Source organism: Actinomyces qiguomingii (genome assembly GCF_004102025.1).
GTDB classification, from domain to species: domain Bacteria; phylum Actinomycetota; class Actinomycetes; order Actinomycetales; family Actinomycetaceae; genus Actinomyces; species Actinomyces qiguomingii.
In genome coordinates, this window is the sequence record NZ_CP025228.1 from 3546557 (window position 1) to 3568483 (window position 21927).

Here is a 21927-nt window from a genome sequence, read left to right on the forward strand (position 1 = left end):
AGCCGGGGACAGCGCACCCTACGCGCCTCAGCGGGCGAATTCGGCCACAACCTCGTATAGGGAGCGATTCGCGCGCAAGCTCTCCAGCGCCTGCATGACGGGGGCGGGCAGATCGGCGTCGTCGGGCAGATAGGACAGCAGCCCGTAATCCGCCCTGGCCGCAGTCACCGCCCGGGACCAGCGCAGCGGTGCCAACGGATCGTCGACCCGGTAGGGCATGGGGGCGTCGGCGACGCCCGCATTGCGTACGGCTTGCTCGCTCGCCTCGACCAGATCGGGCGATTCGGCGTCATAAACGATGCTGCCGCCGGGGAAGCGGTGCGCCAGTTCGTCGACCAGTCGCCGCATGTCCTCCTCCGCGAAGAAGTAGACCACGCCGGAGGCGACGGCGATCATTCCGGTGTCGGCGTCGATGTCTGCCATCCAGTCGGTGTCCGTCAGGGAGGCGGGCAGGTGCTTCTCCCGCGGATGGGGTGGCATCCACTCGCGCCGCAGGCTCATGACTTCCGGCAGGTCCAGGCAGTAGACGCACGCCGCGGGGTCGTCCACATCGTCCACGAGTCTGTCCATTCCGCAGCCCAGGTCGACGACGGCGGCGCCGGGGTGGCCCCGAAGGTACCTGCGTACCTCGGTTACTGCCGCCCGATGCCGCAGGGCGTAGATGGCGGCGGGGACGTCGCCCAAGTCCGCCGCCGCAAGTTCGGGCGTGCGTGCGGTCAGGCGTAGGGCGAGGTCCTGGGCCCAGGCGTCCTCAAAACAGTGCGGCCATAGGCGTGCCGCACGTGCCCTTCCGAGCAGCGGGACGAACAGGGTCCGCTGTACCGCCTGACTAAGCATGCACTAACCATAGTGCAAAGCCGTGGATGCCAGCCCCCGAGAGCGATTCGCCGTCTCGATCGCATGGCGCCCGACGCCCCCGAAGCAAGGCCCCCAGCCAACACCTGGCCAAGCCAACGCCCGCCAAACGGCAGCGGGACCCTCGGCGCCCCCGCAACAGCCCTCACACACCGCCCGCGCCTAATGCACCTGGAGGTGCGAGGTGCTTCCTGACTTGTTTCGTTCCCGCTGACCTACGGCGAGAGCGATGTCTTAATGCACCTGGAGGTGCGAGGTGCTTCCTGACGGTATGACGAAATCAGCGGGACGTGGTGGGCGGAAGGTCTTAATGCACCTGGAGGTGCGAGGTGCTTCCTGACCCACCTGTACGCCGAGCGCCGTACCAACCCGGACGGCGTCTTAATGCACCTGGAGGTGCGAGGTGCTTCCTGACCCCTACCCCTGGAAACCGCGCCATACCGCCACTTCCAGGCTCAAGATCGCCACCGGCCCCGCAAGCACCCCACGGAACCGACTGGCACCACTCCAAAACTACCACCTTTCGTTGAAAACAAGCCAAGCGCCACCGACACCCCTCCAGACCCCTCCAGCCACCAACTTTCAACGAAGTCATGCGGAAAAGTCGGGGTCAAAACGCACCAAACTTTGTACCGTAGACCAAATCGCAACCTCACCGCCACACCCCACCAGCACCACCAGCCACTCCCGCCACCGAGACCACCACAAGTCGCGCGCCGAAACCGGAACAAGTAACGCGCCGTTGTCCGCTGCGGAGGTGTGGGCCGTGCGGGTTGGGGACGGGTTTTCCACAGGCAGATCGCTCGGGATGGCGGGTTTTCCACAGGCGGATGATTTGGGGTGGCAGCCCTGGCGGGCATGTGGGTACGGTGGCCCGGCGTCGACACTCGAGTCGACGCCCCCGTCAGTCCCCGTCAGGGTCCTCACCGAGGAGGCCGCCCACATGTCCACCGCTCCCACACCACGCCAGATACAGAATCAAGGCCAGGTACCGGCCGGTCTGGCGCGCCTGGCCGCCCTGACCATGGTGGCAGCCTGCCTGGCACTGGGTGCCGGGTGCTCCCGCGGCAGCGCCACCAGCAGTTACAGCCCCACCTGGACCCCACCAGCAACCACCACCGCCAGTGGCACACCGACGCTGTCACCCGAACTGGCCGCGGCCAGAGCCACCGCCCTGGCCATGGAACCGCCCAATCCCTACACCCCACAGTTCACCCCCGAAGGCGCCGCCGAAGCCGCCACATACTTCCTCAACCTAGTTCCTTATGTCTACGCCACCGGCGACCTGGACGCCTGGAAGAACATGAGCAAAGACGACTGCAAATTCTGCAACGGGGTGGGAACCGAGGCATCCGAACTACACGATGCGGGCGGGTGGACAGATCCGTGGGAGCAGGAAATCACCCCCTTGGATTACTGGACCGACGAAAACGACCCCAACCGCTACGTCATACGCACCAACGTCACCACCGAGACTCACGCGTCTCACCTAGACGGTCAAACAACGCGGCAAATCGAAAAAGCAGAGCACGTCCTTCTAATCCAAACATACTGGACAAACAGCAACTGGACCATCGAAATAGTCCAGGTAGAGGACGAGGAAGGTGCAGAATGAGAAATCACATGGCATCACATCCTCTCATTGCAGCAGTCACAATACTGGCGCTCTGCCTTTCGATCCCCACAGCGACGGCAAGCATTCAAACAGAGGATGAATATGATGCTCACGGGTACGGCGACTCGGTGGTGGTAACTGGTAGGACCTCCCATGAGGTGTATTCGTATGTTTCTGGTGGGTCGGGGGGCGGCGGTGTCACTGTTGAGGGCGGCACTGGTGGGGTGTTCGATGAGAGGGCCGCTTTTATGGCGAGTTTGTCTTATGCCATGTGCTTCGGTATGAGAATGGGCGTGAACGTCTGACCTGTTTCAGCGTTAATGTCCGCTTGGGGCGGTTGGATCAGACATCATCGTGGTCTTCTTGGTTGGTTTGATTGTCTCGTTGTTTGCGGTTGTAGGCAAGGCGCTGCTGAGCGGCCCGTTTCAGGCCTTCCTGGCGGGCCTTGCGGATGGCCGGCCCGCGCCCGGTGTGCTCGTCCAGGGGTGTGACGTAGCCGATTCCGGAGTGCAAGCGCTGGCTGTTGTACTCGGTGCGCACAGAGTCGAGTTCGGCCCTCAGGACAGCGGGATCGGTGATTGCCAGCAGGTGAGGCCACTCGGCCTTGAGTGTTCCGTTGAGGGACTCGACCCCGGGCCTGGTCGGCCGCGTGTCGCCGGCCGTCCGAAGTGCTGGGCGATGGCGACCATGGCCATGAACCTGCGGGTGTTGGCAGCAATCATCTGGGAGCCGTTGTCGGACACCGCCAACAGGATCGGGGTCAGTTCATCGTCTCCGTCAAGCGTCAGCCGGCGCTTCAGGGCCTGGGCTCGTTCCAGGGCGGCCTCGAGCAGGCCTTCGGCGTCCAGGGCCTGCTCGAAGGCGAGGCGGACCTGGTGGTGGGTCTCCTCGCTGGAGACCACATGGGTGATCCACTTGCGTGAGACCAGATCCTCGATGATCAGCACAGTCATGCCGCAGGCGGTGAAGTGAGTGGAGTCGTAGATCCAGATCGAGTTGGGCTTGTACGTCGCCCAGTCGGGGAACGGACGACGCTTGGAGCGCGCTGGCCGGGCGGGATGCCTGAACCGAAGCTCGTGGTCATTCAGGACCCTGCGGACGGTGGAGGCCGACGCCCAGAACAACCCGTTGTAGGAGCCTCGGTGAGCCAGGCGACGGTGAGAGAAGTCCTTCTCACCGAAAGTCTCGAAGGCGTCCACAATCGCCTCGATCTCGCACGGCATCAGGGCATTGACAGCGGCGCCAGGCCGGGCGTCGGCCAGTCCTACCCCGTTCTGGCGCCGTTTCCAGCGCCGGTAGCGTCGCTCGGCCAGTCCCAGGACCTCACAGGCCTTAGCCACGGTCCAGCCCTGACCGGTGGCGTAGTCCACCAGCTCCAAAAGCCCCTGTTTGACGGGCGCATCCACCCGGGCGGGGACCGGGGCACCGGGCATCAGACCGAGCCCCCTTTTTTCTCCAGCACCACCAACTTCACCGCCTGCTCCGTCACCGTACGGGTCAAGCGGTCGATCTCGGCCCTGGCCTGCTCAAGCTCGACATCACGAGCCGACTTGCCAGACGAACCCGGACGCGAAGCCGACAACGCGTCCAAGGCGCCTTGCCTGGCGACCTGCCGCAGCCTCACGATCGTGGAGCGGTCCACTCCGGCCTCGGTCGCAGCCGCCCCCACCGTGACCTCCTCTCGCATCAGCCTTACGTAGATCTCATACTTCTGCGAAGGCGACAAGAACACCTTGGCCCGACGCCCAGAACCCCTCGTCGTGTCAGCATCACTGCTCATCGCGCACCCTCCTCAAGGTGTCACGAAGACCCTACCCATGCGGTCTGATCCTCAGCCCAAAACCGGACACGAACGCTGAAGCAAATCAACGTCGGAATGCGCGCTGTTGTGCTTGATCCTGACGAGTGCGCCACCGATGCCGCGCCCGCAACCAGCGTCCAAGCCTCCGACGGCACCACCGTGGTGATCACGATCTCCTCCACCGACGTGTCCACCCTGCTAACCGAGGGCTCAGGCATCACCCGCCAACCCCCAGGCCCAGAAGTACTGCTAACCAAGGACTTCATCGTCTACACCAGCCCCGACACCCAGGTCCTGACCACCACCGTAGCCGGAACCGAAGTAACCATCCACGCCACCCCCACCTCCTACACCTGGAACTGGGGAGATGGCACCACCACAACCACCACCGACCCCGGCGCACCCTGGCCCAACCAGACCCTCACCCACCGCTACACCGCCACCGCCCAAGACGTGACCACCACCCTTACCACCACCTGGAAAGCCACCTACACCCCCAACGGCGGCACCACCACCCCCGTGATCGGAACCATCACCACCACCAACACCACCACCCCCTACAACATCGTCCGCACCATCACCTACCTCACCGACCAAGCCGAAACCCAAAAACGACACTAAAAACGACTCCTGGAGGGTTATTCAGGGCGTGCCGGGCCTGTTCTCCGGCAAATACGGCATCACCGGGCTGAACGTGCAGGTGGCCCGCGCCCCCTCCGGGGCGACCGCCTGGGTCTCGGACCCGCTGCCCGGCTCGGTGCACGACGCCCCGCGCTGCGGGCCTCGGGCCTGCTGGACGTCCCGCCAGAGGACCTTCCCGACGGGCAGGCCCCGCCAACGCATATCGGCGACAAGGGCTACACCGGGCTGGGCACGATCACACCCATCAAGAAGCTACCCGGGCTGCCCCTGCAGGAGGCCGACAAGGCCTACAACACCTCGGTCAACCGCATCCGCTAAGTCGTCGACAGAGCCATCGCCAACCTCAAGACCTGGCGCGTCCTACACACCGGCTACAGAAGACCAATCAAAACCTTCCCGACAACCATCACCGCCACACTCGCACTCACCTTCATATACACCCCATGAATAACCCTCCCGGAGTGCTGGGCGTTTTTGGACTCTTGCTTGTTGTGTGTTTGTCAGGCCGCGTTCGGGGTGGCGGCCTGCAGTAGTTCGCGTTCGAACTGGTTGGATGTGCGGTAGCCGATCCCCGAGTGCAGACGCTTTGATTATAGGTCAATTCAATCCACGCCGCCACATCCTGGATAGCCTTGTTCCGAGTGGAGTAGGCCATGCGGTGCACGCGCTCATTCTTCAGTGTCGCATTGAAGGACTCCGCCCACGCATTGTCCCAGCACACCCCCGTACGCCCTACCTACGGCCGAATACCATACTTCTTCAAATGGTCGGCGAACTGTTGGGAAGTGTACTGCGACCCGCGGTCTGACCTGTTTCAGCGTTAATGTCCGCTTGGGGCGGTTGGATCAGACATCATCGTGGTCTTCTTGGTTGGTTTGATTGTCTCGTTGTTTGCGGTTGTAGGCAAGGCGCTGCTGAGCGGCCCGTTTCAGGCCTTCCTGGCGGGCCTTGCGGATGGCCGGCCCGCGCCCGGTGTGCTCGTCCAGGGGTGTGACGTAGCCGATTCCGGAGTGCAAGCGCTGGCTGTTGTACTCGGTGCGCACAGAGTCGAGTTCGGCCCTCAGGACAGCGGGATCGGTGATTGCCAGCAGGTGAGGCCACTCGGCCTTGAGTGTTCCGTTGAGGGACTCGATCCAGGCCTGGTCGGTCGGAGTCGCCGGCCGTCCGAAGTGCTGGGCGATGGCGACCATGGCCATGAACCTGCGGGTGTTGGCAGCAATCATCTGGGAGCCGTTGTCGGACACCGCCAACAGGATCGGGGTCAGTTCATCGTCTCCGTCAAGCGTCAGCCGGCGCTTCAGGGCCTGGGCTCGTTCCAGGGCGGCCTCGAGCAGGCCTTCGGCGTCCAGGGCCTGCTCGAAGGCGAGGCGGACCTGGTGGTGGGTCTCCTCGCTGGAGACCACATGGGTGATCCACTTGCGTGAGACCAGATCCTCGATGATCAGCACAGTCATGCCGCAGGCGGTGAAGTGAGTGGAGTCGTAGATCCAGATCGAGTTGGGCTTGTACGTCGCCCAGTCGGGGAACGGACGACGCTTGGAGCGCGCTGGCCGGGCGGGATGCCTGAACCGAAGCTCGTGGTCATTCAGGACCCTGCGGACGGTGGAGGCCGACGCCCAGAACAACCCGTTGTAGGAGCCTCGGTGAGCCAGGCGACGGTGAGAGAAGTCCTTCTCACCGAAAGTCTCGAAGGCGTCCACAATCGCCTCGATCTCGCACGGCATCAGGGCATTGACAGCGGCGCCAGGCCGGGCGTCGGCCAGTCCTACCCCGTTCTGGCGCCGTTTCCAGCGCCGGTAGCGTCGCTCGGCCAGTCCCAGGACCTCACAGGCCTTAGCCACGGTCCAGCCCTGACCGGTGGCGTAGTCCACCAGCTCCAAAAGCCCCTGTTTGACGGGCGCATCCACCCGGGCGGGGACCGGGGCACCGGGCATCAGACCGAGCCCCCTTTTTTCTCCAGCACCACCAACTTCACCGCCTGCTCCGTCACCGTACGGGTCAAGCGGTCGATCTCGGCCCTGGCCTGCTCAAGCTCGACATCACGAGCCGACTTGCCAGACGAACCCGGACGCGAAGCCGACAACGCGTCCAAGGCGCCTTGCCTGGCGACCTGCCGCAGCCTCACGATCGTGGAGCGGTCCACTCCGGCCTCGGTCGCAGCCGCCCCCACCGTGACCTCCTCTCGCATCAGCCTTACGTAGATCTCATACTTCTGCGAAGGCGACAAGAACACCTTGGCCCGACGCCCAGAACCCCTCGTCGTGTCAGCATCACTGCTCATCGCGCACCCTCCTCAAGGTGTCACGAAGACCCTACCCATGCGGTCTGATCCTCAGCCCAAAACCGGACACGAACGCTGAAGCAAATCAGGTCGGAATGGAAAACAGTCACCCCACGGGTAGGCTTGTGGTTGCGGACCGCCATGTCGATTGCCTCACAGACCAGGTCGGTGCGCATATGATCCGCCATCGCGTACCCCACCACCTTCATGCGTAGCAGCAGCCCCGGCACGGTGGCCAGGTACACCAACCCCACCCAGGGGCTCGGCAAAGTTGGTGTGTGGTTAGGGGGTTGTTAGGAGTTTGATGGCTTTGGTGGGTCTTCGTGTCATGGCCCGGTTGGCTGAGGCGATGCTGGTGGTGGCCGGGTCGTCGTAGATGGTGCGGATCAGGCTTATGGCCAGGTTCCGCAGGGTGGCCATCACCTGCGGCCCGGAGCCGGTGCGCAGCTGGTGGCGGTCCTCGTCATAGGTCACGTCCCGTACCCAGTGAACACGGTTTTCTATCGCCCAGTGGCCCTGTATCCAGGCGGCAACGGTCTCGGGCGGGGCCTGCTCGGGCGGTATGGAGCAGACCAGGTAGACGACCTCGGTGCTGCGCTTGCTGTTCTTACCGCGGGTGTGGGTGGTGCGGGTGCGACGCACCTGAAGCACCTGTGAGGCGCCGGGGAAGTCGATCCAGTCCGGGGTTGCCACGGCTTTGATGGTGCGCCGCACCCGTCTACCGTGAGAGCGGTCCACCCCCGACACGGCGGGGACGTCCTTCCAGGGCAGCGCCTTGAGCTTCGCCCTGAGACTGGGCTGGTTGTTCTTGACCGTGAGCAGGTAGTCGGCGCCCCGGGAGGTGATCCACTCGGCGGTGCTGGTCTGGGTGTGCAGGGCGTCGGCGGTGATGACCGCGCCGGTAAGGTCATGGGGTGCCAGCAGCTGTTTCAGGGCGGGTATCTCACTGGTCTTATCCTGTACGCGCTGCTGGGCCACCACCGCCCCGGTGCCCTGGTCAAGGGCCGCCAGCAGGTGCGGGGCCCCACCACCACCATCACCGCCGCCACTGTCGCCATTATCGGTGTCCCGGCTGCTGTTGTTGTTGTTCTTGGGCTTGGCGCCGCGCAAGGTCTTGCCGTCCACCGCGATAATCCTGCGTCCGTCGATGGTGCCGGTGCGGGTGAGCACCCACGACGCCACCCGCGCGCCGGTAGTCGTCGGCGTCCAGGCCCGCCAGGGCACGGCGGATAGTGGACTGCCGACGGCAGTGGTCGGCCTTGCGGTAGTCCCAGTTGCCGTAGTTGGCCGCCGGTCAGGTCCTGGGCGTTTTCCCAGATGGCCAGCAGGGTGCGGCAGCCGGCCAGTACTCCCACCGCCGCCAAAGCCAGCACAGTGTCCAGGCGGTGACGCACCCCGCGCCGATCACGCGGGTGCCGGGACACCCTTGAACACTCCGATCAGGGGCTGGCGCGACAAGGGGGCGGTGGGGGATGATGACACAGCGGCGCGACCTTCCGTGATGATGTTGATTTAGCACCACATATCCTCACCGGCGGGTCGCGCCGCACCCCCACCAACACGCCGAAAACCCCTAACAACCCACCACCCAGTCAACGACTTTGCCGAACCCCTGCAACCCCACCCAAGTAGGAATGTAGGTGATATCCCCGACCCACCTAATCCCGGGGTGTCGGCGGTGAAGTCCCGCCCCAACAGGTCGGGGCGCTCGGCCAAGCCCTCGGCGGGGACTGTGGTGTGGACCCTTCGGCGCGGCTGTGCCGCTTTCAGGTCCAGCTCGCACATGATCGACCTAACTGCGTCAGGGTCGGCCGGCACCCCCTGCCAATCCAGCGTGGCAGCCACCCTCCGATACCCGTAAGTGCCATCGGACTCATCGAAGATCTTCTCAATCAGTACGCTGAGTTCCTTTCTGCGGATCGCGGTGGCCGATTCGTGTCTGCTCAGCCAGTTGTAATAGCCAGACTTGGAGACCATCGCCCATTGGCACATCCAGGCGATCGGGTAGTTGCCCTCTTCGCGGCGGATCAGCTCATACCTGGTGGTCACGGCTGTTCCTTCGCGAAGAAGGCCGCCGCATTTTTAGGAACTCATTCTCCATCCGAAGCTTGTAGTTCTCCGCCTTCAGCCGGGCCAACTCCTCTACACCCGCGGCTTTCTTCTGCTCCCGGGCGTCGGCGTGCTGCTTTCTGCACTTCGCAACCCAGTTGCCCACAGTCTGCGCCCCCAGGCAGTGGTATACGCGCCCGCACCACCAGGAGGTACGACATCAGAGTCACTGGAACCACCGGGGGTTGTTCACAGAGGCGACCCACCACTGCGGAATTCCTGTGCTTTCCGTGCGATTGTGCGGAAAAGCCGTGATCGTATGGGGAGACTGGCGGTGCCGTGAATAAGCCTCCCAGTCTCAGTATGTCATTAGCACGCCACCCCACCCAAACACGCACCAGAAACCAGCAAATGCTCCACAGACCATGCCACCGAAGCAGTCGCAATGCACCTGGAGGTGCGAGGTGCTTCCTGACTAGCTAATGCTGTGACGTTTGCGTGGTCTGCCGCGGAGTCTCAATGCACCTGGAGGTGCGAGGTGCTTCCTGACCTCCGGGTGGGCTCAGTACGAGAAGACCGGTCGAGGTCTCAATGCACCTGGAGGTGCGAGGTGCTTCCTGACTTCACTAGCGAGCTACGCAGGCTCGTGGCTCTCATTCGTCTCAATGCACCTGGAGGTGCGAGGTGCTTCCTGACAGCATGTCGTACTCGGACTCAGTGCTGCTGACAGTGTCTCAATGCACCTGGAGGTGCGAGGTGCTTCCTGACCTTGCCGCCTGTGTCTTTGTCTTCATTGTATCCCTGTCTCAATGCACCTGGAGGTGCGAGGTGCTTCCTGACCCCTACCCCTGGAAACCGCGCCATACCGCCACTTCCAGGCTCAAGATCGCCACCGGCCCCGCAAGCACCCCACGGAACCGACTGGCACCAGGCCAAAACTACCACCTTTCGTTGAAAACAAGCCAAGCGCCACCGACACCCCCCAAACCCCCTCCAGCCACCAACTTTCAACGAAGTCATGCGGAAAAGTCGGGGTCAAAACGCACCAAACTTTGTACCGTAGACCAAATCGCAACCTCACCACAACGCTCCGCCCACGCACCACCCACCACACCCGCCCCACCATCACCACAGCTCACAGGCAACGACCACCACCGCGAGCACCCGCCCACCCCACCTGGCGACTACTACGCCACTTCACCGTTGGGTACTCCGGTTAGGTGTTGGTTGAAGGCCTTGGAGGCCTTCAACCAACACCTAAGTGGCGTAGTAGTCCCCGAACCGGCGTAGTAGAGCCCGAACCGGCGTTCTAAACGCCCTCCCGAAACGGCCTCTCCCGAAATACTCTCCGGAAGACCTCAATCGAACAGCGCGGGCAGCGTGGCCTCAACCCCCGAGCGCAGCTCATCCAGGTCCAGCACCAGCGGGCGGCCAGAACCGCCGTCGGCCAGCAGATCGGTGCCGGTAACGGCCAGCATGTCCCCGCCGGTGGTGCCCAGGCGCCCCCAGGCCACACCCTCGGCCTCGGCCGCGGCGGCCACCGCCGGCAACGTACCCTCGGGCACCGCCACCAGGGCGCGAGCACCGGACTCGGACAGCAGGGCGGTGAAGTCGTCGACGTCCCCAGGCACGGCCGCCAGATCGATGGCCGCGCCGACGCCGAAGCGCAGGCAGGCGTCGACCAGGCTCTGCGCCAGCCCACCGGTGGACAGGTCGTGGGCGGCACGCACCAGCCGGGAACCATCGGGCAGGTCCACCTCGCTCAGCGCCACCAGCACGCGCCCGAGCGCGGCCTCAGCCTCCAAGTCCACGTGCGGCGGCAGCCCGCCCAAGTGATCATGCACCACGCGAGTCCAGGCCGAACCATCCAGCTCGTCGTGGGTCTCGCCCAGGGCGATGATGGCCAGCCCCTCCTCCTGCCAGCCCGAGGGGTTGGCGCGGCGCACGTCGTCCATCACCCCGAGCACACCCACCACGGGCGTGGGATTGATGGAGGAGTCGGGCAGCCCCTTGACCTTCCCGTGAGAGTTGTACAGGGAGACGTTCCCGCCGGTGACGGGCACGCCCAGCTCGCGGCAGGCGTCGGCCAGGCCGGTGATCGCCTCGACCAGCTGCCACATCGCATCGGGATCCTCCGGGGAGCCGAAGTTGAGGCAGTCGGTGACGGCCAGCGGGCGGGCACCCACCGTGCACACGTTGCGGTAGGACTCGGCCAGCGCCTGGGCCGCGCCGGTGGCCGGGTCGAGCTTGGTGAAACGGCCGTTGGCGTCCGTGGCAATGGCGACCCCACGGCCGGTGGCCTCATCCACGCGGATCACGCCGGCGTCGTCGGGCTGGGCCAGGGCGGTGGCGCCGCGCACGAAGCGGTCGTACTGGTCGGTGACCCAGGCGGCGGAGGCCTGATTGGGGCTGGTGACGACGGCGCGCACTTGCTCCGCCAGCTCCGCGACCGTCTCGGGGCGGGGCAGGTCATCGGAGGTGTCGGCGTTCAGGGCGTCCTGCCAGGCGGGGCGGGCGTGGGGGCGGTCATAGGTGGGGCCCTCGTGGGCGACGGTGCGCGGGTCGACGTCCACGATCCGCTCCCCGAAGTGGTCGATGGTCAGCCGCCCGGAGCCGTTGACCTCGCCGATCACGGAGGCCTCAACGTCCCACTTGTCGATAACCGCCATGAAGTCGTCCAGCTTGTCCGGGGCGACGACGGCCATCATCCGCTCCTGGGACTCACTCATGAGGATCTCCCCGGCCGTGAGGGTGGGGTCGCGCAGCAGCACGTTCTCCAGGTCCACGTGCATGCCGCCGTCGCCATTGGAGGCCAGCTCGCTGGTGGCGCAGGAGATGCCGGCGGCACCCAGGTCCTGGATGCCGAGCACCAGGTCGGCCGCGAACAGGTCCAGGCAGCACTCGATCAGGACCTTCTCCATGAAGGGATCGCCCACCTGCACACTGGGCCGCTTGGCGGGCATGCCGTCCTCGAAGGACTCCGAGGCGAGGATGGATGCCCCGCCGATGCCGTCGCCGCCGGTGCGGGCGCCGAACAGGACCACCTTGTTACCCGCGCCGGAGGCATTGGCCAGGTGGATGTCCTCATGCCGCAGCACGCCCACGCACAGGGCGTTGACCAGCGGGTTCTCCTGATAGGAGGAGTCAAATTCGGTCTCGCCACCGATATTGGGCAGGCCCAAGCAGTTGCCATAGCCGCCCACGCCGGCCACCACGCCGTGCACCACGCGGGCGGTGTCCGGGTGGTCGACGGCGCCGAAGCGCAGCTGGTCCATGACGGCCACGGGACGGGCACCCATGGAGATGATGTCGCGCACGATCCCGCCGACGCCGGTGGCGGCACCCTGGTAGGGCTCGACGAAGCTGGGGTGGTTGTGGGACTCAACCTTGTAGGTCACCGCCCAGCCGTCGCCAATGTCGACCACGCCGGCGTTCTCCCCCATGCCGACCAGCAGGTGCTCGCGCATCTCCGGGGTGGTCTTCTCCCCGAACTGGCGCAGGTGGAGCTTGGAGGACTTGTAGGAGCAGTGCTCAGACCACATCACCGAGTACATGGCCAGCTCGGCGGCGGTGGGACGGCGGCCGAGGATGGTCTTGATGGAGTCGTACTCCTCATCCTTCAGGCCGAGTTCGCGATAGGGCATCGCCTGGTCGGGGGTCGCCGCCGCGTGGGCGACGGTGTCGGGGTGTTCGACGGGCCGGTCGGGGCGGGCGGGTTCGGTCGCGGCGTTGGGCTCGACGGCGGACATGGCTGCTCCTGGGTGGGCGGTGGAACCGGGTTAGAGGTTACCCGGCGGGGCGGCATCCCGCCTATTTCACGCGTGCTCGACGTCGAGCAGCATCCACACGAGCCCGACGTCGAGCGGCGGCTGCACGAGTCCGGCGCCTGGCGCTCGCGTCCTCAACCAGGGGACTTCCCGCGCCCCGAGCCAGAGGACGTATCCTGCTCTGCGCCGCCCCGGCCCTCGGTTCGGACCCCTGGCCTCTGTCCGGACCCCTGGCCTCGGTTCGGACCCCTGACGTCTATCTGGACCGCTCCAGTGGCGCACTACGACGGTCCAAATAGAGGATGGCGGTCCAAATGGCGTCCGGCGGAGTTCTCGAAGTCGCGCGCACACCGACGACGGCTCCGGGTCCTACCGACGACGGCTCCGGGTCCTACCGACGACGGCTCCGGGTCCTACGGCTGAGACAACCAGTAGTTGCTCATTGAGTCGAAGCGCAGAACGTGCAGGCGCTCGGGGGCGAGCATCACCGCCTTCCCCGCAACTTGCCCGGTCAACTCATCCAGCGCGGAGCGCAACTTGTCGGGCGACAGCGGTGTGGGCGCCTCCGGCCGGTAGTAGGCGACAGTGATGTGGGGCGTGAACGGCCCGGAGGGGACGATCTTGTCGAACACCCTGCGGGCCGAGAGCAGTTTGTGGTGCCCACCCTCGTCCACTGCCCTGATCCCAATGACGACGCTCGTGTTCACCAGATTGAAGACCGTCGTGCACCTGGTGCGGATCGGACCGACCGTGCGCGCCTGCGCAACCAGCTCCGCGACCTTAGCCGCATCGGCCTCCACCACCGGCCACACCCGTTCCCGGTCCGGGCCGGCGTGGAGGTCGTGGAGCGTCACATGTGCCATCTCCACGGGCAGCGGCAGTGACAGAGAATCGCCGAAACGGTCATGGAGCTCGTTCGCGATCACCCCTACGAGTTCCCGCGCCCGATCGTCGAGGAAGTAGGCGATCGTGTCCCCATGGAAGGGCCGCAGCATCCCGACTCGTGGGACCACCTTCTGCTCCAGCGACGCGGGCAGCCCGAATACCGGCTCGTCTGGAACCGAGTCGGTCTGAAAGGGCCCGACACGCTCGTCAAACTCAAGCAGCGTCTCCACAACCGGCTCCTTCAGCGGAAGAGTGACCGCCCCAGATCAACGCGCCGCCAAAACCCGCCCGGACAGCCACTTCGACCGAACTCGGCAGTAACTTCGACCGAACTCGGCAGTAACGTCGACCGAACTCGGCGAGGATGGGGATGCGAGGATGGGGGTGGAGGATGCGGTATGAGGGTGGGGCCGTCGACTGATCAGCGGAGGCTGCCGTCGTTGGACACCAGGATCATGATGAATTCGACCAACTTCCAGATGCCGTTGACGATCAGCGCCAGCCACGCCAGCAGCATCGCCACCCCAAATCCGGCCGCACCGGCATCGCTGACATCACCGGTGGAGGTGTCAATGGTTCCCGCAATCGAAGCGAATCCGATGATGAACAGCACAATAGTAGCGCCTACAAGGCACAGGTGGATGATGCCGTTGCGGGTCTGGCCGCGGTAGAAGTTGTGGACTCCGAACTCACCCAAGAAGAAGGCCAGCAGCGCCGCCGCCACCTTCGACTTGGGCTCGACGTATCCGCCCTGACCGTAGGGGTTGCCGTATGCCGGCGCACCATAGCCGGGCTGGCTGTTGCTGTAAGCCTGCTGCTGCCCGCCGTAGGCGGGAGGCTGCCCAACCGGCTGGCCGTACCCGGCACCTGCGGGCTGGTCGTACCCGCCACCTGCGGGCTGGTTGTAGCCCGCAGACTGGGAATCAGCGGGGTCGGGGGTCACGGGGTTCTGGGCCATGAGTGGGTCTCCAATGCGCATGTCGATGGGGCTCCGCGGCGCGGACACGCCCCACACCGGGAGTTCGGTTCTGTGCCAGCCTCTCGCATGACGGCACGCCGATGCAAGGCAGCCGGCACGACTGTGGGTTTATTAATCCTTCGATACGCACGGCACGCCGTTGAAAGTGCCTCGTATCACACGACATTGGGGCAGTATCAACCCATGAGAACCATCGACGTCGCTCCACTCCCACTGTCGGACCTCGAGAGCCACCTGGATGAGGTCGCCACGCGACGCCTGCGCGACGGCGTCGCCGCCGCTCGCACTCTCCTTGAGGGCCGAACCGTATGGACCGTGACGCCCACATCCGCCGCGGCGTCGGGCCCGGCGGAGATCGTGGCCCCGCTGGTGGGGTACGCACGAGACATCGGCGTGGACGCCCGTTGGCTGGTGCTGGACGCCCCGCGGGAGTTCACCACCATCGCCGCCCGCCTGCACGCCGGCATTCACGGCGATCGCGGCGACGGCGGCAAGCTCGCGGACAAGCAGCGCGACATCTATGAGCACGTACTCGCCTCCAATGCGGAGAACGTGGTCGACGACATCCGCGAAGGCGATGTGGTTATCCTGCACGACCCGCCCACCGCCGGACTGGCCAAGGCGCTGAAGGCGGCCGGCGCCACCGTCATCTGGCGCTGCCACCTGGGGGCCCAGGACACCGGCGACACCGGCCAGCGAGCCTGGGCGTTCCTGGATCGCTACCTGGAGGAGGTCGACCTCGTCGTCGTCTCCCGCCCGAACTACCGGCCGCCCTTTGTGGAGCCCGAGCGGTGCGCGGTAATCGCCCCGTCCATCAACCCCGACTCTCCCAAGAACCGGGTGCTGGACCTGGACGAGGCCTGGTCGGTGGCGAGGCTGGCCGGCGTATTCGACGGCGAATCCCCCTTCGAGGCGGTCGCCTTCGTTCACGAGGACGGGCGCCCCGATGCGATCAGGCAGCTGCCGTCACTGGCTGGCGCCGGTTTGCCGGTTCCGCAGGGCGTGCGCGTGATCGCCCAGGTCTCCCGCTGGGACCGACTCAAGGGCGGCAAGGAACTCGTCGACGCCTTCGCCGACAATATTGCGATGCTACCGCCCGACGCGCATCTGCTGCTGGTGGGCCCCGATCCGGATCCGGACCGCGACGCCGAGTCCGCAGCCGTGCTGGGCGAGGTGCTGGACCGGTGGGATCTGCTGCCGGAGTCGGTGGCGGCGCGGGTGCATATCGCCGCCGTACCCATGCATGACCGGGAGGTGAACGCCACCGTAGTCAATGCGGTGCAGCGCGTGGCCGACGTCGTCACGCAGCGCTCCCAGGTGGAAGCCTTCGGGCTGCCGGTCGCCGAGGCGATGTGGAAGAAGGCGCCCGTGGTCGCCTCGGCCGTGGGTGGCATTCAGGATCAGATTGACGACGGCGTGGACGGCGTGCTGGTGGACCCCGCCGACGGCGCGGCCTGGGCGCAGGCCGTGGCCGACGTCCTGCGCTTCCCGGAACGGGCGGGAGAGATGGGGCTGGCTGCGCACGAGTCGGTGCGCCGGGAGTTCCTGCCCGACCGTCACCTACTGGATCTGGTTGACACCATCGCGCGCGCCCTGGACTGAACGGCTGTCGAGCAACTACAAGGTTTTCCACAGATTTTGTCCACAGCTTTGTGCACAGATCCGGGGACCATGGAAATGACGCCCCTCGCCCTGTGGGCTCCAACCCGAGGGCGGTCACCGGACCCTTAACCACCGCACCTTCGACGCCGGCCGGACCTCCTCATAGCTCATTACCCCAGCCCCATCCACACCGTCAAATCGCTGCAATCGTGCCGTTTTGTAACGGCGGGCTAAGCAGTGAGCTGCCAGCAGATCCAAGCGAACACACACTTTCCCCGCCCCCGGGGAGGGCTCCGTGACGGCACCGCAACCTCCCGCACAACCCTGCGGTGCGGTCGCCGCAACCTGGGGATACAAGAAGTTATCCACAGGCAATGGGGATGAAAGCGAGATTGCACAGCCGCGTTATCCCAGGCGCGCGCACGCACCCCATGTGCTACCGGCTGACACCCCCTACAGCGAGCGGACAGCGGAGTCGAGAACCATGGCGGCGGCGCCCAGCGCCGCCGCAGTGCCGCAGTTCTGGGACAACCTGACCGTCACCGGGCGCGTGGACTGTGCCGCATAACGCAGCCGTACCGCCCCCTCCACGGCCGGCAGGTACACCGCGCCGGCCACGGCGGCACTGGGACCGGTGAGAATGACCGCATCATTGTCCAGAACATTGACTACCGACCGGATCGCGGCGGCCAGAGCACGGGCCGATTCGTCCAGCAGGCGGTGGGCGGACGCATTGCCAAGACGCGCACACCGGGCCACCGCTGAGAAATCCGCCTCCACCGATCCGCGGCCACCGACCCGTTCACCCAGACCGGCGGGTTGCGCAATGCCCGGATCGGCCAACGCCCGCTGCACAACCGCCCGCGGCCCGGCGACCGCCTCCACGCAGCCGCGGGCGCCGCAGGAGCAGACGGGGCCGTCAAGGTCCACGCACACATGTCCGAGTTCTCCGGCGTTGGCGGAGGTACCGCGCTGCAGTCGGCCGCCCACCAGCAGCCCCCCGCCAATGCCGGCACCCAGGTACACCACCAGCGCGTCATCCGCTCTTCCATTCGAGGCGACCCACCATTCAGCCAGCGCCGCCGCGGTCGCATCATTGTCCATCAGTATGGGCATCTCGGTCGCCCGCTCCAGCGCGGCCCGCAGACCGTCGTCGCCCGGCGCTAAATCGAGGTCGTGCGCGGCGCGGTTAGCCGGACCCGCCAGCACGACGCCGGCTCCCGCCAACCTGCCTGTGTCTATACCGGTGCCGTCAACTATCTCCGCAATGGCCTGCGGCAGCACGCCAACCAGAGCCTCCCGCCCCGGTTCAGGCCCCCACCAGTGCGCTGATGGCGGACTGGAACAGGCGCAGGCCGTCCACGCCCTGCCGCGCTCCGGTCGGCGAGTCCGGGCCGAAGCCGGGTTCGACCGCGTGCTCGGGATGCGGCATCAGGCCCACGACGTTGCCGCGTGCGTTACGTACGCCGGCGATGTCGCGCGCGGAGCCGTTGGGGTTGTCCAGGTAGCGGAAGACGACAAGCCCCTCACCCTCCAGGCGGTCCAGCTCGTCGGGGGAGGCGATGAAGTTACCCTCGCCGTTCTTCAACGGGACGATGATCTCCTCACCGTCCTCGAACAGGTTGGTCCAGGCGGTGGTGGTGGACTCCACGCGCAGGCGCTGCTCGCGGCAAATGAACTTCTGGTGGTCGTTGCGGATGAGCGCGCCGGGCAGCAGATGCGCCTCGGTGAGGATCTGGAAGCCGTTGCAGATGCCGAGCACGGGCATCCCCCTCTCCGCGGCCGCAATGACCTGGTCCATTACGGGGGCGAAGCGGGCGATTGCGCCGCAGCGCAGATAATCGCCGTAGGAGAAGCCACCCGGAACCACCACGGCGTCAACGCCGTGCAGTTCAGCGTCCTTATGCCACAGGGTTACCGGCTCGGCCCCGGCGAGACGAACCGCGCGGGCAGCGTCTACATCGTCGAGCGTGCCGGGGAAGGTGATAACACCGATGCGAGTCACTCAGGCCTCCTCGCAGTCCGGGTCGGCGGCCGCGGCGGCGGCCGTATCGGCGGTGACGGAGACGACGTCCTCAATGATCGGGTTGGACAGGAGCGTCTCGGCGGCCTCGGCGGCGGCCGCCAGGTGGGCGTCGGTGACGGGGCCATCGACGGTCAGCTCAAAGCGGCGCCCCTGGCGCACGCCAGTGAACTGGTCGAATCCCAGCCGTGGGAGGTTGCCCATCACGGCCTTTCCCTGCGGGTCAAGGATCTCGGGCTTGGGCATGACCTCAACGACGATGCGTCCCATCGGTCCTCCTGGATGCGGTCGGGCGGGAACGGGTCCGCGCCCAGCCTACCGGCCCGTCCCTCCTCCCGAAACCGGCACCAGCAACATGCCCGAGCCGGCAAATAACGCATCGAAGCCGGCACAAGTAACCCCGGCTTGTGCATTTGCGGGCGTACTGGCGGGGTTAGCGGTGAGGTGCTCGATGCGGTGTACGACCTTGGTGCCTGGCGCACGCCCCCGGGGTGGTCGCGGAACACGCCAGCACCGTCATCCCGCTGGTGGCTACGGTGGCACAACCCCGGGGTGATCGTGGAACACGCCAGGGTGGTGCAGTGTTTGCCCAAGCCCGCGCAGCACACGAAGCAGCCTTTGCGTCACGTACCGTCCCCTCCCCCGCCCCGGCGCACGCTCATTTGCAGCGAACTAACAGCGAATCAGCGAAATAACGCGGAAAACCCACTACCTGGTCAACGGCACAATCGGCTCCCACGTGCGGCCGCCTCCCCGCCGCACGTGGGAGCCAACCAACCCATTCCGACCCAAAACCAAGAACACTGAAATACCAGGCAAAAGTCACCCACCGCCACAACAAAGAAGAAAATGAGCGTGCGCCGACCCGAGGAACACCCGATCATGCCTCCCCGGTAATGGCGGTGTAGCGGCTGAGCGTGCACCGACCCGGGAAACACCCACCCAGCCGAAGCCTCAGGCCTCAGATCGTGCCAAGCCAGTCGCCGGCCAGGCGGACGGCAAGAATGCCGCCGACCACCAGCGCCAATGTGCCCAGCAGCCACTCGGACCCCAGCACGAGCGCAAGAACCGCGCACACCACCGCTGCGGCGAGCATAAACCCGCCTACGGCACCGGCCACACCGGCCGGGGCGTGCACCGACTGATCCACAGTGGAGGTGCCCATAACCGGTTTGGGGCCGGAGTCCACGCGCACATGCCCGGAACCGCCAGGCGCACCCGCGCCCCGCTGCCCCGATGGCAGCGCCGGCCCGGAGGCCACAGAGGCAGCCAGCAGGTGGTGCGGGTCGGCGGCGTCGACGGTGCCGGCGGTCAGGCCGGCGGCGGCATCCAGAATCGTGGGCTCCCACCGCTCGGCCTCGTGGCGCACGGCGGTGCCGCCGGCCCAGGCCAGGTAACCGGCGGCGGAGACCAGACCGGCGCCGCCGAGCACAACCACCAGCCATGGTGGCAGCCACGGATGCCCCGCCTCGGCGTTGGTGGCCAGGTGCATGGCGGACCAGGTGGCCAGCGCCAGGCCGACCATGGCGAACAGGACGCCCGCCAAGCGCTGGCGCCGCACCGCCTGCGGCCAGGGGGTGCGTCCCGGTGTCCCAGAGACGGGGGGCGCCTCGGACCGGCCCACGCCCCAGTCGGTGCCGGCGTCACGGCGGCGGGCACGGGGCGAGTCACCCGGGCCCGCCGGCGCCCCCCAGTCCACCCCGGAGTCCCCCCGCTCTTCGGAGTCCACGCGTACACGTTCTTCGCCTGCCGCGGCGTAGGCGGCGGCGCGCGCCCCGGTGCCCCAGTCCACGGGGCCGCGCTCCTCCTCGGGGCGGCGGTCGCGCATGGGCGGCGTCATGCGATCACCTGCCCGAGGATAGAGGCCAGCCCGAGGGCCACCAGCAGGAAGCCCAGTGTGCCGGCCAGCAGTTGGAGCACGCGGATCAGAGTCTCGCCAACGGCGGTTCCGGCCAGCAATTCGTCGGCCTTTCGGCCCGCGCCGGTAGTGGCCAGCGCGGTGGTCAGCGGCCCGGTGACGACATCGAGCGTGGTCAGCTCCCGCCGGCCGGAGGAGTCGGGAATGATCAAGTCGGTGCCGGGAACCGTGAGCGGGGCGGCATCGTCATCGAGACGACCTGAACGGGCGGGGCCGCGCTGCGGGCCGCCCCGGCGGCGAGCCAGTCGGGCCCGGTTGCGCTCCAGCCGCAACCGGGGTGCGTTGACCACCAGGGAGCGGGCCGGCACGCGCAGCAGACACAGCAGGCCCACGCCGACTATCACCAGTGCTGCCCCTCCGAGCACGGCAGACAGCCCGGGGGCGCCGAAGGCGCTGGCCGCCGCGGCCGCCAGCGCGAGCAGCAGTACTACGCCGATGCCGACCAGAGCAATCACAAAACCCGGCCCCGGCCGGAAGCTGCGGGTCGTGCCGGGGATGTCGGCAGTGGGGTCGGGGCTCATCGGCGCGCTCATGCGGTCGGCTCCAACGGGTTGCCGGTCAGGCGCTCGTAGGCCTCTAGGTACCGCTGCCGGGTGCGCTGGATGACGGAGTCGGGGAGGGCCGGCGGGACCTGGTCGGAGCGGCGGTCCCAGCCGCAGGCGGGCGAGGTGAGCCAGTCGCGCACGTACTGCTTGTCGAAGGAGGGAGTGGGGCGTCCCGGCACCCAGGCGTCGGCGGGCCAGAAGCGGGAGGAATCGGGGGTGAGGACCTCGTCGCCCAGGGTCAGGGCGCCGGTGGCCGGGTCCTGGCCGAACTCGAACTTGGTGTCCGCCAGGATGATGCCGCGCTCGCCAGAGATGTCGGCGGCGCGGGCGTACAGGGCAAGGGTGGTCTCGCGCAGCGCCTCGGCCGCCTCGCGGCCGACCATGTCCACCACGCGCTCGAAGGAGACGTTCTCGTCGTGCTCGCCGAGTTCGGCCTTGGCGGCGGGGGTGAAGATCGGTTCGGGCAGGCGCGAGGCCTCGGCCAGGCCCGCGGGCAGGGGCAGGCCGCACACGGTGCCGGACTCGCAATACTCGGCCAGGCCGGAGCCGGTGAGGTAGCCGCGGGCGACGCATTCAACCGGGTACATATCCAGGCGGCGGCAGATCATGGCGCGGCCGGCCACCTCCCCGGGCACGTCCAGGCTCACCAGGTGGCTCGGGACTATATCGGCCAGCTGCTTCAGCCACCACACGGACAGTGCCGTGAGCACCTTGCCCTTGTCCGGCACCGGGGTGGTAAGGATGTGGTCGTAGGCGCTGATGCGGTCGGAGGCGACCATAAGCAGCACGTCACGCCCGGCCCAGGGGCCGTCACCGGTGGGGGCGTATACGTCCCGCACCTTGCCGGAGGAGACATGCTTCCAGCCGGGCAGGGCGGGGGCCGACGGCGACTGTGCGGCTCCCGGCGGGGCGGCGGCGTCAGGGCTGCTGGTTACGCTCATGAGCTCATCCTGCCACCGCCGAGC

General features: G+C 66.6%; 22 protein-coding genes and 1 CRISPR repeat array. Of the genes, 4 read left to right on the top strand and 18 right to left on the bottom strand.

What is annotated here, in order from left to right; genetic code table 11:
- Nucleotides 1-27: 27 nt before the first annotated feature.
- Nucleotides 28-837 (bottom strand): class I SAM-dependent methyltransferase, encoded by an 810-nt coding sequence (locus CWT10_RS14810; protein WP_103062430.1) that lies wholly within the window; start codon nt 835-837, stop codon nt 28-30.
- Between the two features lie 961 nt (nt 838-1798).
- On the opposite strand from CWT10_RS14810, the gene CWT10_RS14815 reads away from it, so the two are divergent.
- A complete protein-coding gene (locus tag CWT10_RS14815; RefSeq protein ID WP_103062431.1) occupies nt 1799-2470 on the top strand; it encodes a DUF6318 family protein in 672 nt (223 codons plus the stop codon).
- The gene (locus CWT10_RS14820; RefSeq protein WP_128683554.1) at nt 2467-2775 is read left to right on the top strand and encodes a hypothetical protein; all 309 of its coding nucleotides are present in this window, start codon (nt 2467-2469) and stop codon (nt 2773-2775) included. Before CWT10_RS14815 ends, CWT10_RS14820 begins: the two co-directional genes overlap by 4 nt.
- Nucleotides 2776-2812: 37 nt before the next feature.
- On the opposite strand, the gene CWT10_RS17105 is transcribed toward CWT10_RS14820, so the two are convergent.
- Genes CWT10_RS17105 through CWT10_RS17525 form a run of 3 tightly spaced genes read right to left on the bottom strand, consistent with a single transcriptional unit; the run spans nt 2813 to nt 4250 of the window.
- Nucleotides 2813-3058, bottom strand: coding sequence for an integrase core domain-containing protein (locus tag CWT10_RS17105; protein WP_218937333.1), 246 nt, complete (start codon nt 3056-3058; stop codon nt 2813-2815).
- A complete protein-coding gene (locus CWT10_RS17110; protein ID WP_244936740.1) occupies nt 3028-3903 on the bottom strand; it encodes a DDE-type integrase/transposase/recombinase in 876 nt (291 codons plus the stop codon). The genes CWT10_RS17105 and CWT10_RS17110 overlap by 31 nt, the downstream gene beginning before the upstream one ends.
- The gene (locus tag CWT10_RS17525; protein WP_128683201.1) at nt 3903-4250 is read right to left on the bottom strand and encodes a hypothetical protein; all 348 of its coding nucleotides are present in this window, start codon (nt 4248-4250) and stop codon (nt 3903-3905) included. Before CWT10_RS17525 ends, CWT10_RS17110 begins: the two co-directional genes overlap by 1 nt.
- Before the next feature lie 96 nt (nt 4251-4346).
- Here CWT10_RS17525 and CWT10_RS16885 point away from each other — a divergent pair, with 96 nt between their 5' ends.
- Nucleotides 4347-4892: a zinc transporter gene (locus CWT10_RS16885; protein WP_168190774.1), complete on the top strand. Its 546-nt coding sequence runs from the start codon at nt 4347-4349 to the stop codon at nt 4890-4892.
- A 451-nt stretch (nt 4893-5343) separates the two neighbouring features.
- On the opposite strand, the gene CWT10_RS18080 is transcribed toward CWT10_RS16885, so the two are convergent.
- The 8 genes from CWT10_RS18080 to CWT10_RS14870 form a co-directional block, all read right to left on the bottom strand.
- Nucleotides 5344-5634: an integrase core domain-containing protein gene (locus tag CWT10_RS18080; RefSeq protein ID WP_103062617.1), complete on the bottom strand. Its 291-nt coding sequence runs from the start codon at nt 5632-5634 to the stop codon at nt 5344-5346.
- A gap of 124 nt (nt 5635-5758) precedes the next feature.
- Nucleotides 5759-6847 carry an integrase core domain-containing protein gene (locus CWT10_RS14840; RefSeq protein WP_128683167.1) on the bottom strand — a complete coding sequence of 363 codons (1089 nt, stop codon included), beginning with the start codon at nt 6845-6847 and terminating at the stop codon, nt 5759-5761.
- Entirely contained in the window at nt 6847-7194 is a 348-nt protein-coding gene (locus CWT10_RS17530; RefSeq protein ID WP_128683201.1) for a hypothetical protein, read from the bottom strand. Before CWT10_RS17530 ends, CWT10_RS14840 begins: the two co-directional genes overlap by 1 nt.
- Before the next feature lie 282 nt (nt 7195-7476).
- A complete protein-coding gene (locus tag CWT10_RS14850) occupies nt 7477-8418 on the bottom strand; it encodes an ISAs1 family transposase (RefSeq protein ID WP_244936750.1) in 942 nt (313 codons plus the stop codon).
- A 288-nt stretch (nt 8419-8706) separates the two neighbouring features.
- Nucleotides 8707-9243 carry an IS3 family transposase gene (locus CWT10_RS14855; RefSeq protein WP_103064265.1) on the bottom strand — a complete coding sequence of 179 codons (537 nt, stop codon included), beginning with the start codon at nt 9241-9243 and terminating at the stop codon, nt 8707-8709.
- Between the two features lie 439 nt (nt 9244-9682).
- A CRISPR array of direct repeats spans nt 9683-10083; the repeat unit is 37 nt; unit sequence GTCTCAATGCACCTGGAGGTGCGAGGTGCTTCCTGAC.
- 518 nt (nt 10084-10601) lie between these two features.
- Nucleotides 10602-12992, bottom strand: coding sequence for a phosphoribosylformylglycinamidine synthase subunit PurL (gene purL, locus CWT10_RS14860; RefSeq protein ID WP_103062894.1), 2391 nt, complete (start codon nt 12990-12992; stop codon nt 10602-10604).
- Nucleotides 12993-13423: 431 nt separating this feature from the next.
- A complete protein-coding gene (locus CWT10_RS14865) occupies nt 13424-14125 on the bottom strand; it encodes a 2'-5' RNA ligase family protein (protein WP_103062895.1) in 702 nt (233 codons plus the stop codon).
- A gap of 191 nt (nt 14126-14316) precedes the next feature.
- On the bottom strand, nt 14317-14853 hold the full coding sequence (locus CWT10_RS14870) for a TM2 domain-containing protein (protein WP_103062896.1): 537 nt from the start codon (nt 14851-14853) through the stop codon (nt 14317-14319).
- Nucleotides 14854-15057: 204 nt separating this feature from the next.
- Between CWT10_RS14870 and CWT10_RS14875 the strand changes: the two genes are divergently transcribed.
- A complete protein-coding gene (locus tag CWT10_RS14875; RefSeq protein ID WP_103062897.1) occupies nt 15058-16476 on the top strand; it encodes a glycosyltransferase in 1419 nt (472 codons plus the stop codon).
- A gap of 453 nt (nt 16477-16929) precedes the next feature.
- Here CWT10_RS14875 and CWT10_RS14880 read toward each other — a convergent pair whose 3' ends face one another.
- The 6 genes from CWT10_RS14880 to CWT10_RS14905 all read right to left on the bottom strand — a co-directional run bounded on the left by CWT10_RS14880 (nt 16930) and on the right by CWT10_RS14905 (nt 21903).
- Entirely contained in the window at nt 16930-17760 is an 831-nt protein-coding gene (locus tag CWT10_RS14880) for an ROK family protein (RefSeq protein ID WP_158247630.1), read from the bottom strand.
- Nucleotides 17761-17785: 25 nt separating this feature from the next.
- The gene (gene purQ, locus CWT10_RS14885; protein ID WP_103062899.1) at nt 17786-18481 is read right to left on the bottom strand and encodes a phosphoribosylformylglycinamidine synthase subunit PurQ; all 696 of its coding nucleotides are present in this window, start codon (nt 18479-18481) and stop codon (nt 17786-17788) included.
- Complete coding sequence (gene purS, locus CWT10_RS14890) at nt 18482-18769, bottom strand: phosphoribosylformylglycinamidine synthase subunit PurS (protein ID WP_103062900.1); 288 nt, start codon at nt 18767-18769, stop codon at nt 18482-18484.
- Between the two features lie 691 nt (nt 18770-19460).
- Complete coding sequence (locus CWT10_RS17535; protein ID WP_233188120.1) at nt 19461-20339, bottom strand: PsbA protein; 879 nt, start codon at nt 20337-20339, stop codon at nt 19461-19463.
- On the bottom strand, nt 20336-20950 hold the full coding sequence (locus tag CWT10_RS14900) for a hypothetical protein (protein ID WP_103062901.1): 615 nt from the start codon (nt 20948-20950) through the stop codon (nt 20336-20338). Before CWT10_RS14900 ends, CWT10_RS17535 begins: the two co-directional genes overlap by 4 nt.
- Nucleotides 20947-21903, bottom strand: coding sequence for a phosphoribosylaminoimidazolesuccinocarboxamide synthase (locus CWT10_RS14905; protein WP_103062916.1), 957 nt, complete (start codon nt 21901-21903; stop codon nt 20947-20949). The genes CWT10_RS14900 and CWT10_RS14905 overlap by 4 nt, the downstream gene beginning before the upstream one ends.
- Nucleotides 21904-21927 lie beyond the last annotated feature (24 nt).

Coding starts and splice junctions, on each gene's coding strand:
- CWT10_RS14810 (WP_103062430.1), bottom strand. CDS start 837: ATGCTTAGTCAGGCGGTACAGCGGACCCTGTTCGTCCCGCTGCTCGGA.
- CWT10_RS14815 (WP_103062431.1), top strand. CDS start 1,799: ATGTCCACCGCTCCCACACCACGCCAGATACAGAATCAAGGCCAGGTA.
- CWT10_RS14820 (WP_128683554.1), top strand. CDS start 2,467: ATGAGAAATCACATGGCATCACATCCTCTCATTGCAGCAGTCACAATA.
- CWT10_RS17110 (WP_244936740.1), bottom strand. CDS start 3,903: ATGCCCGGTGCCCCGGTCCCCGCCCGGGTGGATGCGCCCGTCAAACAG.
- CWT10_RS17525 (WP_128683201.1), bottom strand. CDS start 4,250: ATGAGCAGTGATGCTGACACGACGAGGGGTTCTGGGCGTCGGGCCAAG.
- CWT10_RS16885 (WP_168190774.1), top strand. CDS start 4,347: ATGCGCGCTGTTGTGCTTGATCCTGACGAGTGCGCCACCGATGCCGCG.
- CWT10_RS14840 (WP_128683167.1), bottom strand. CDS start 6,847: ATGCCCGGTGCCCCGGTCCCCGCCCGGGTGGATGCGCCCGTCAAACAG.
- CWT10_RS17530 (WP_128683201.1), bottom strand. CDS start 7,194: ATGAGCAGTGATGCTGACACGACGAGGGGTTCTGGGCGTCGGGCCAAG.
- purL (WP_103062894.1), bottom strand. CDS start 12,992: ATGTCCGCCGTCGAGCCCAACGCCGCGACCGAACCCGCCCGCCCCGAC.
- CWT10_RS14870 (WP_103062896.1), bottom strand. CDS start 14,853: ATGGCCCAGAACCCCGTGACCCCCGACCCCGCTGATTCCCAGTCTGCG.
- CWT10_RS14875 (WP_103062897.1), top strand. CDS start 15,058: ATGAGAACCATCGACGTCGCTCCACTCCCACTGTCGGACCTCGAGAGC.
- purS (WP_103062900.1), bottom strand. CDS start 18,769: ATGGGACGCATCGTCGTTGAGGTCATGCCCAAGCCCGAGATCCTTGAC.
- CWT10_RS17535 (WP_233188120.1), bottom strand. CDS start 20,339: ATGACGCCGCCCATGCGCGACCGCCGCCCCGAGGAGGAGCGCGGCCCC.
- CWT10_RS14900 (WP_103062901.1), bottom strand. CDS start 20,950: ATGAGCGCGCCGATGAGCCCCGACCCCACTGCCGACATCCCCGGCACG.
- CWT10_RS14905 (WP_103062916.1), bottom strand. CDS start 21,903: ATGAGCGTAACCAGCAGCCCTGACGCCGCCGCCCCGCCGGGAGCCGCA.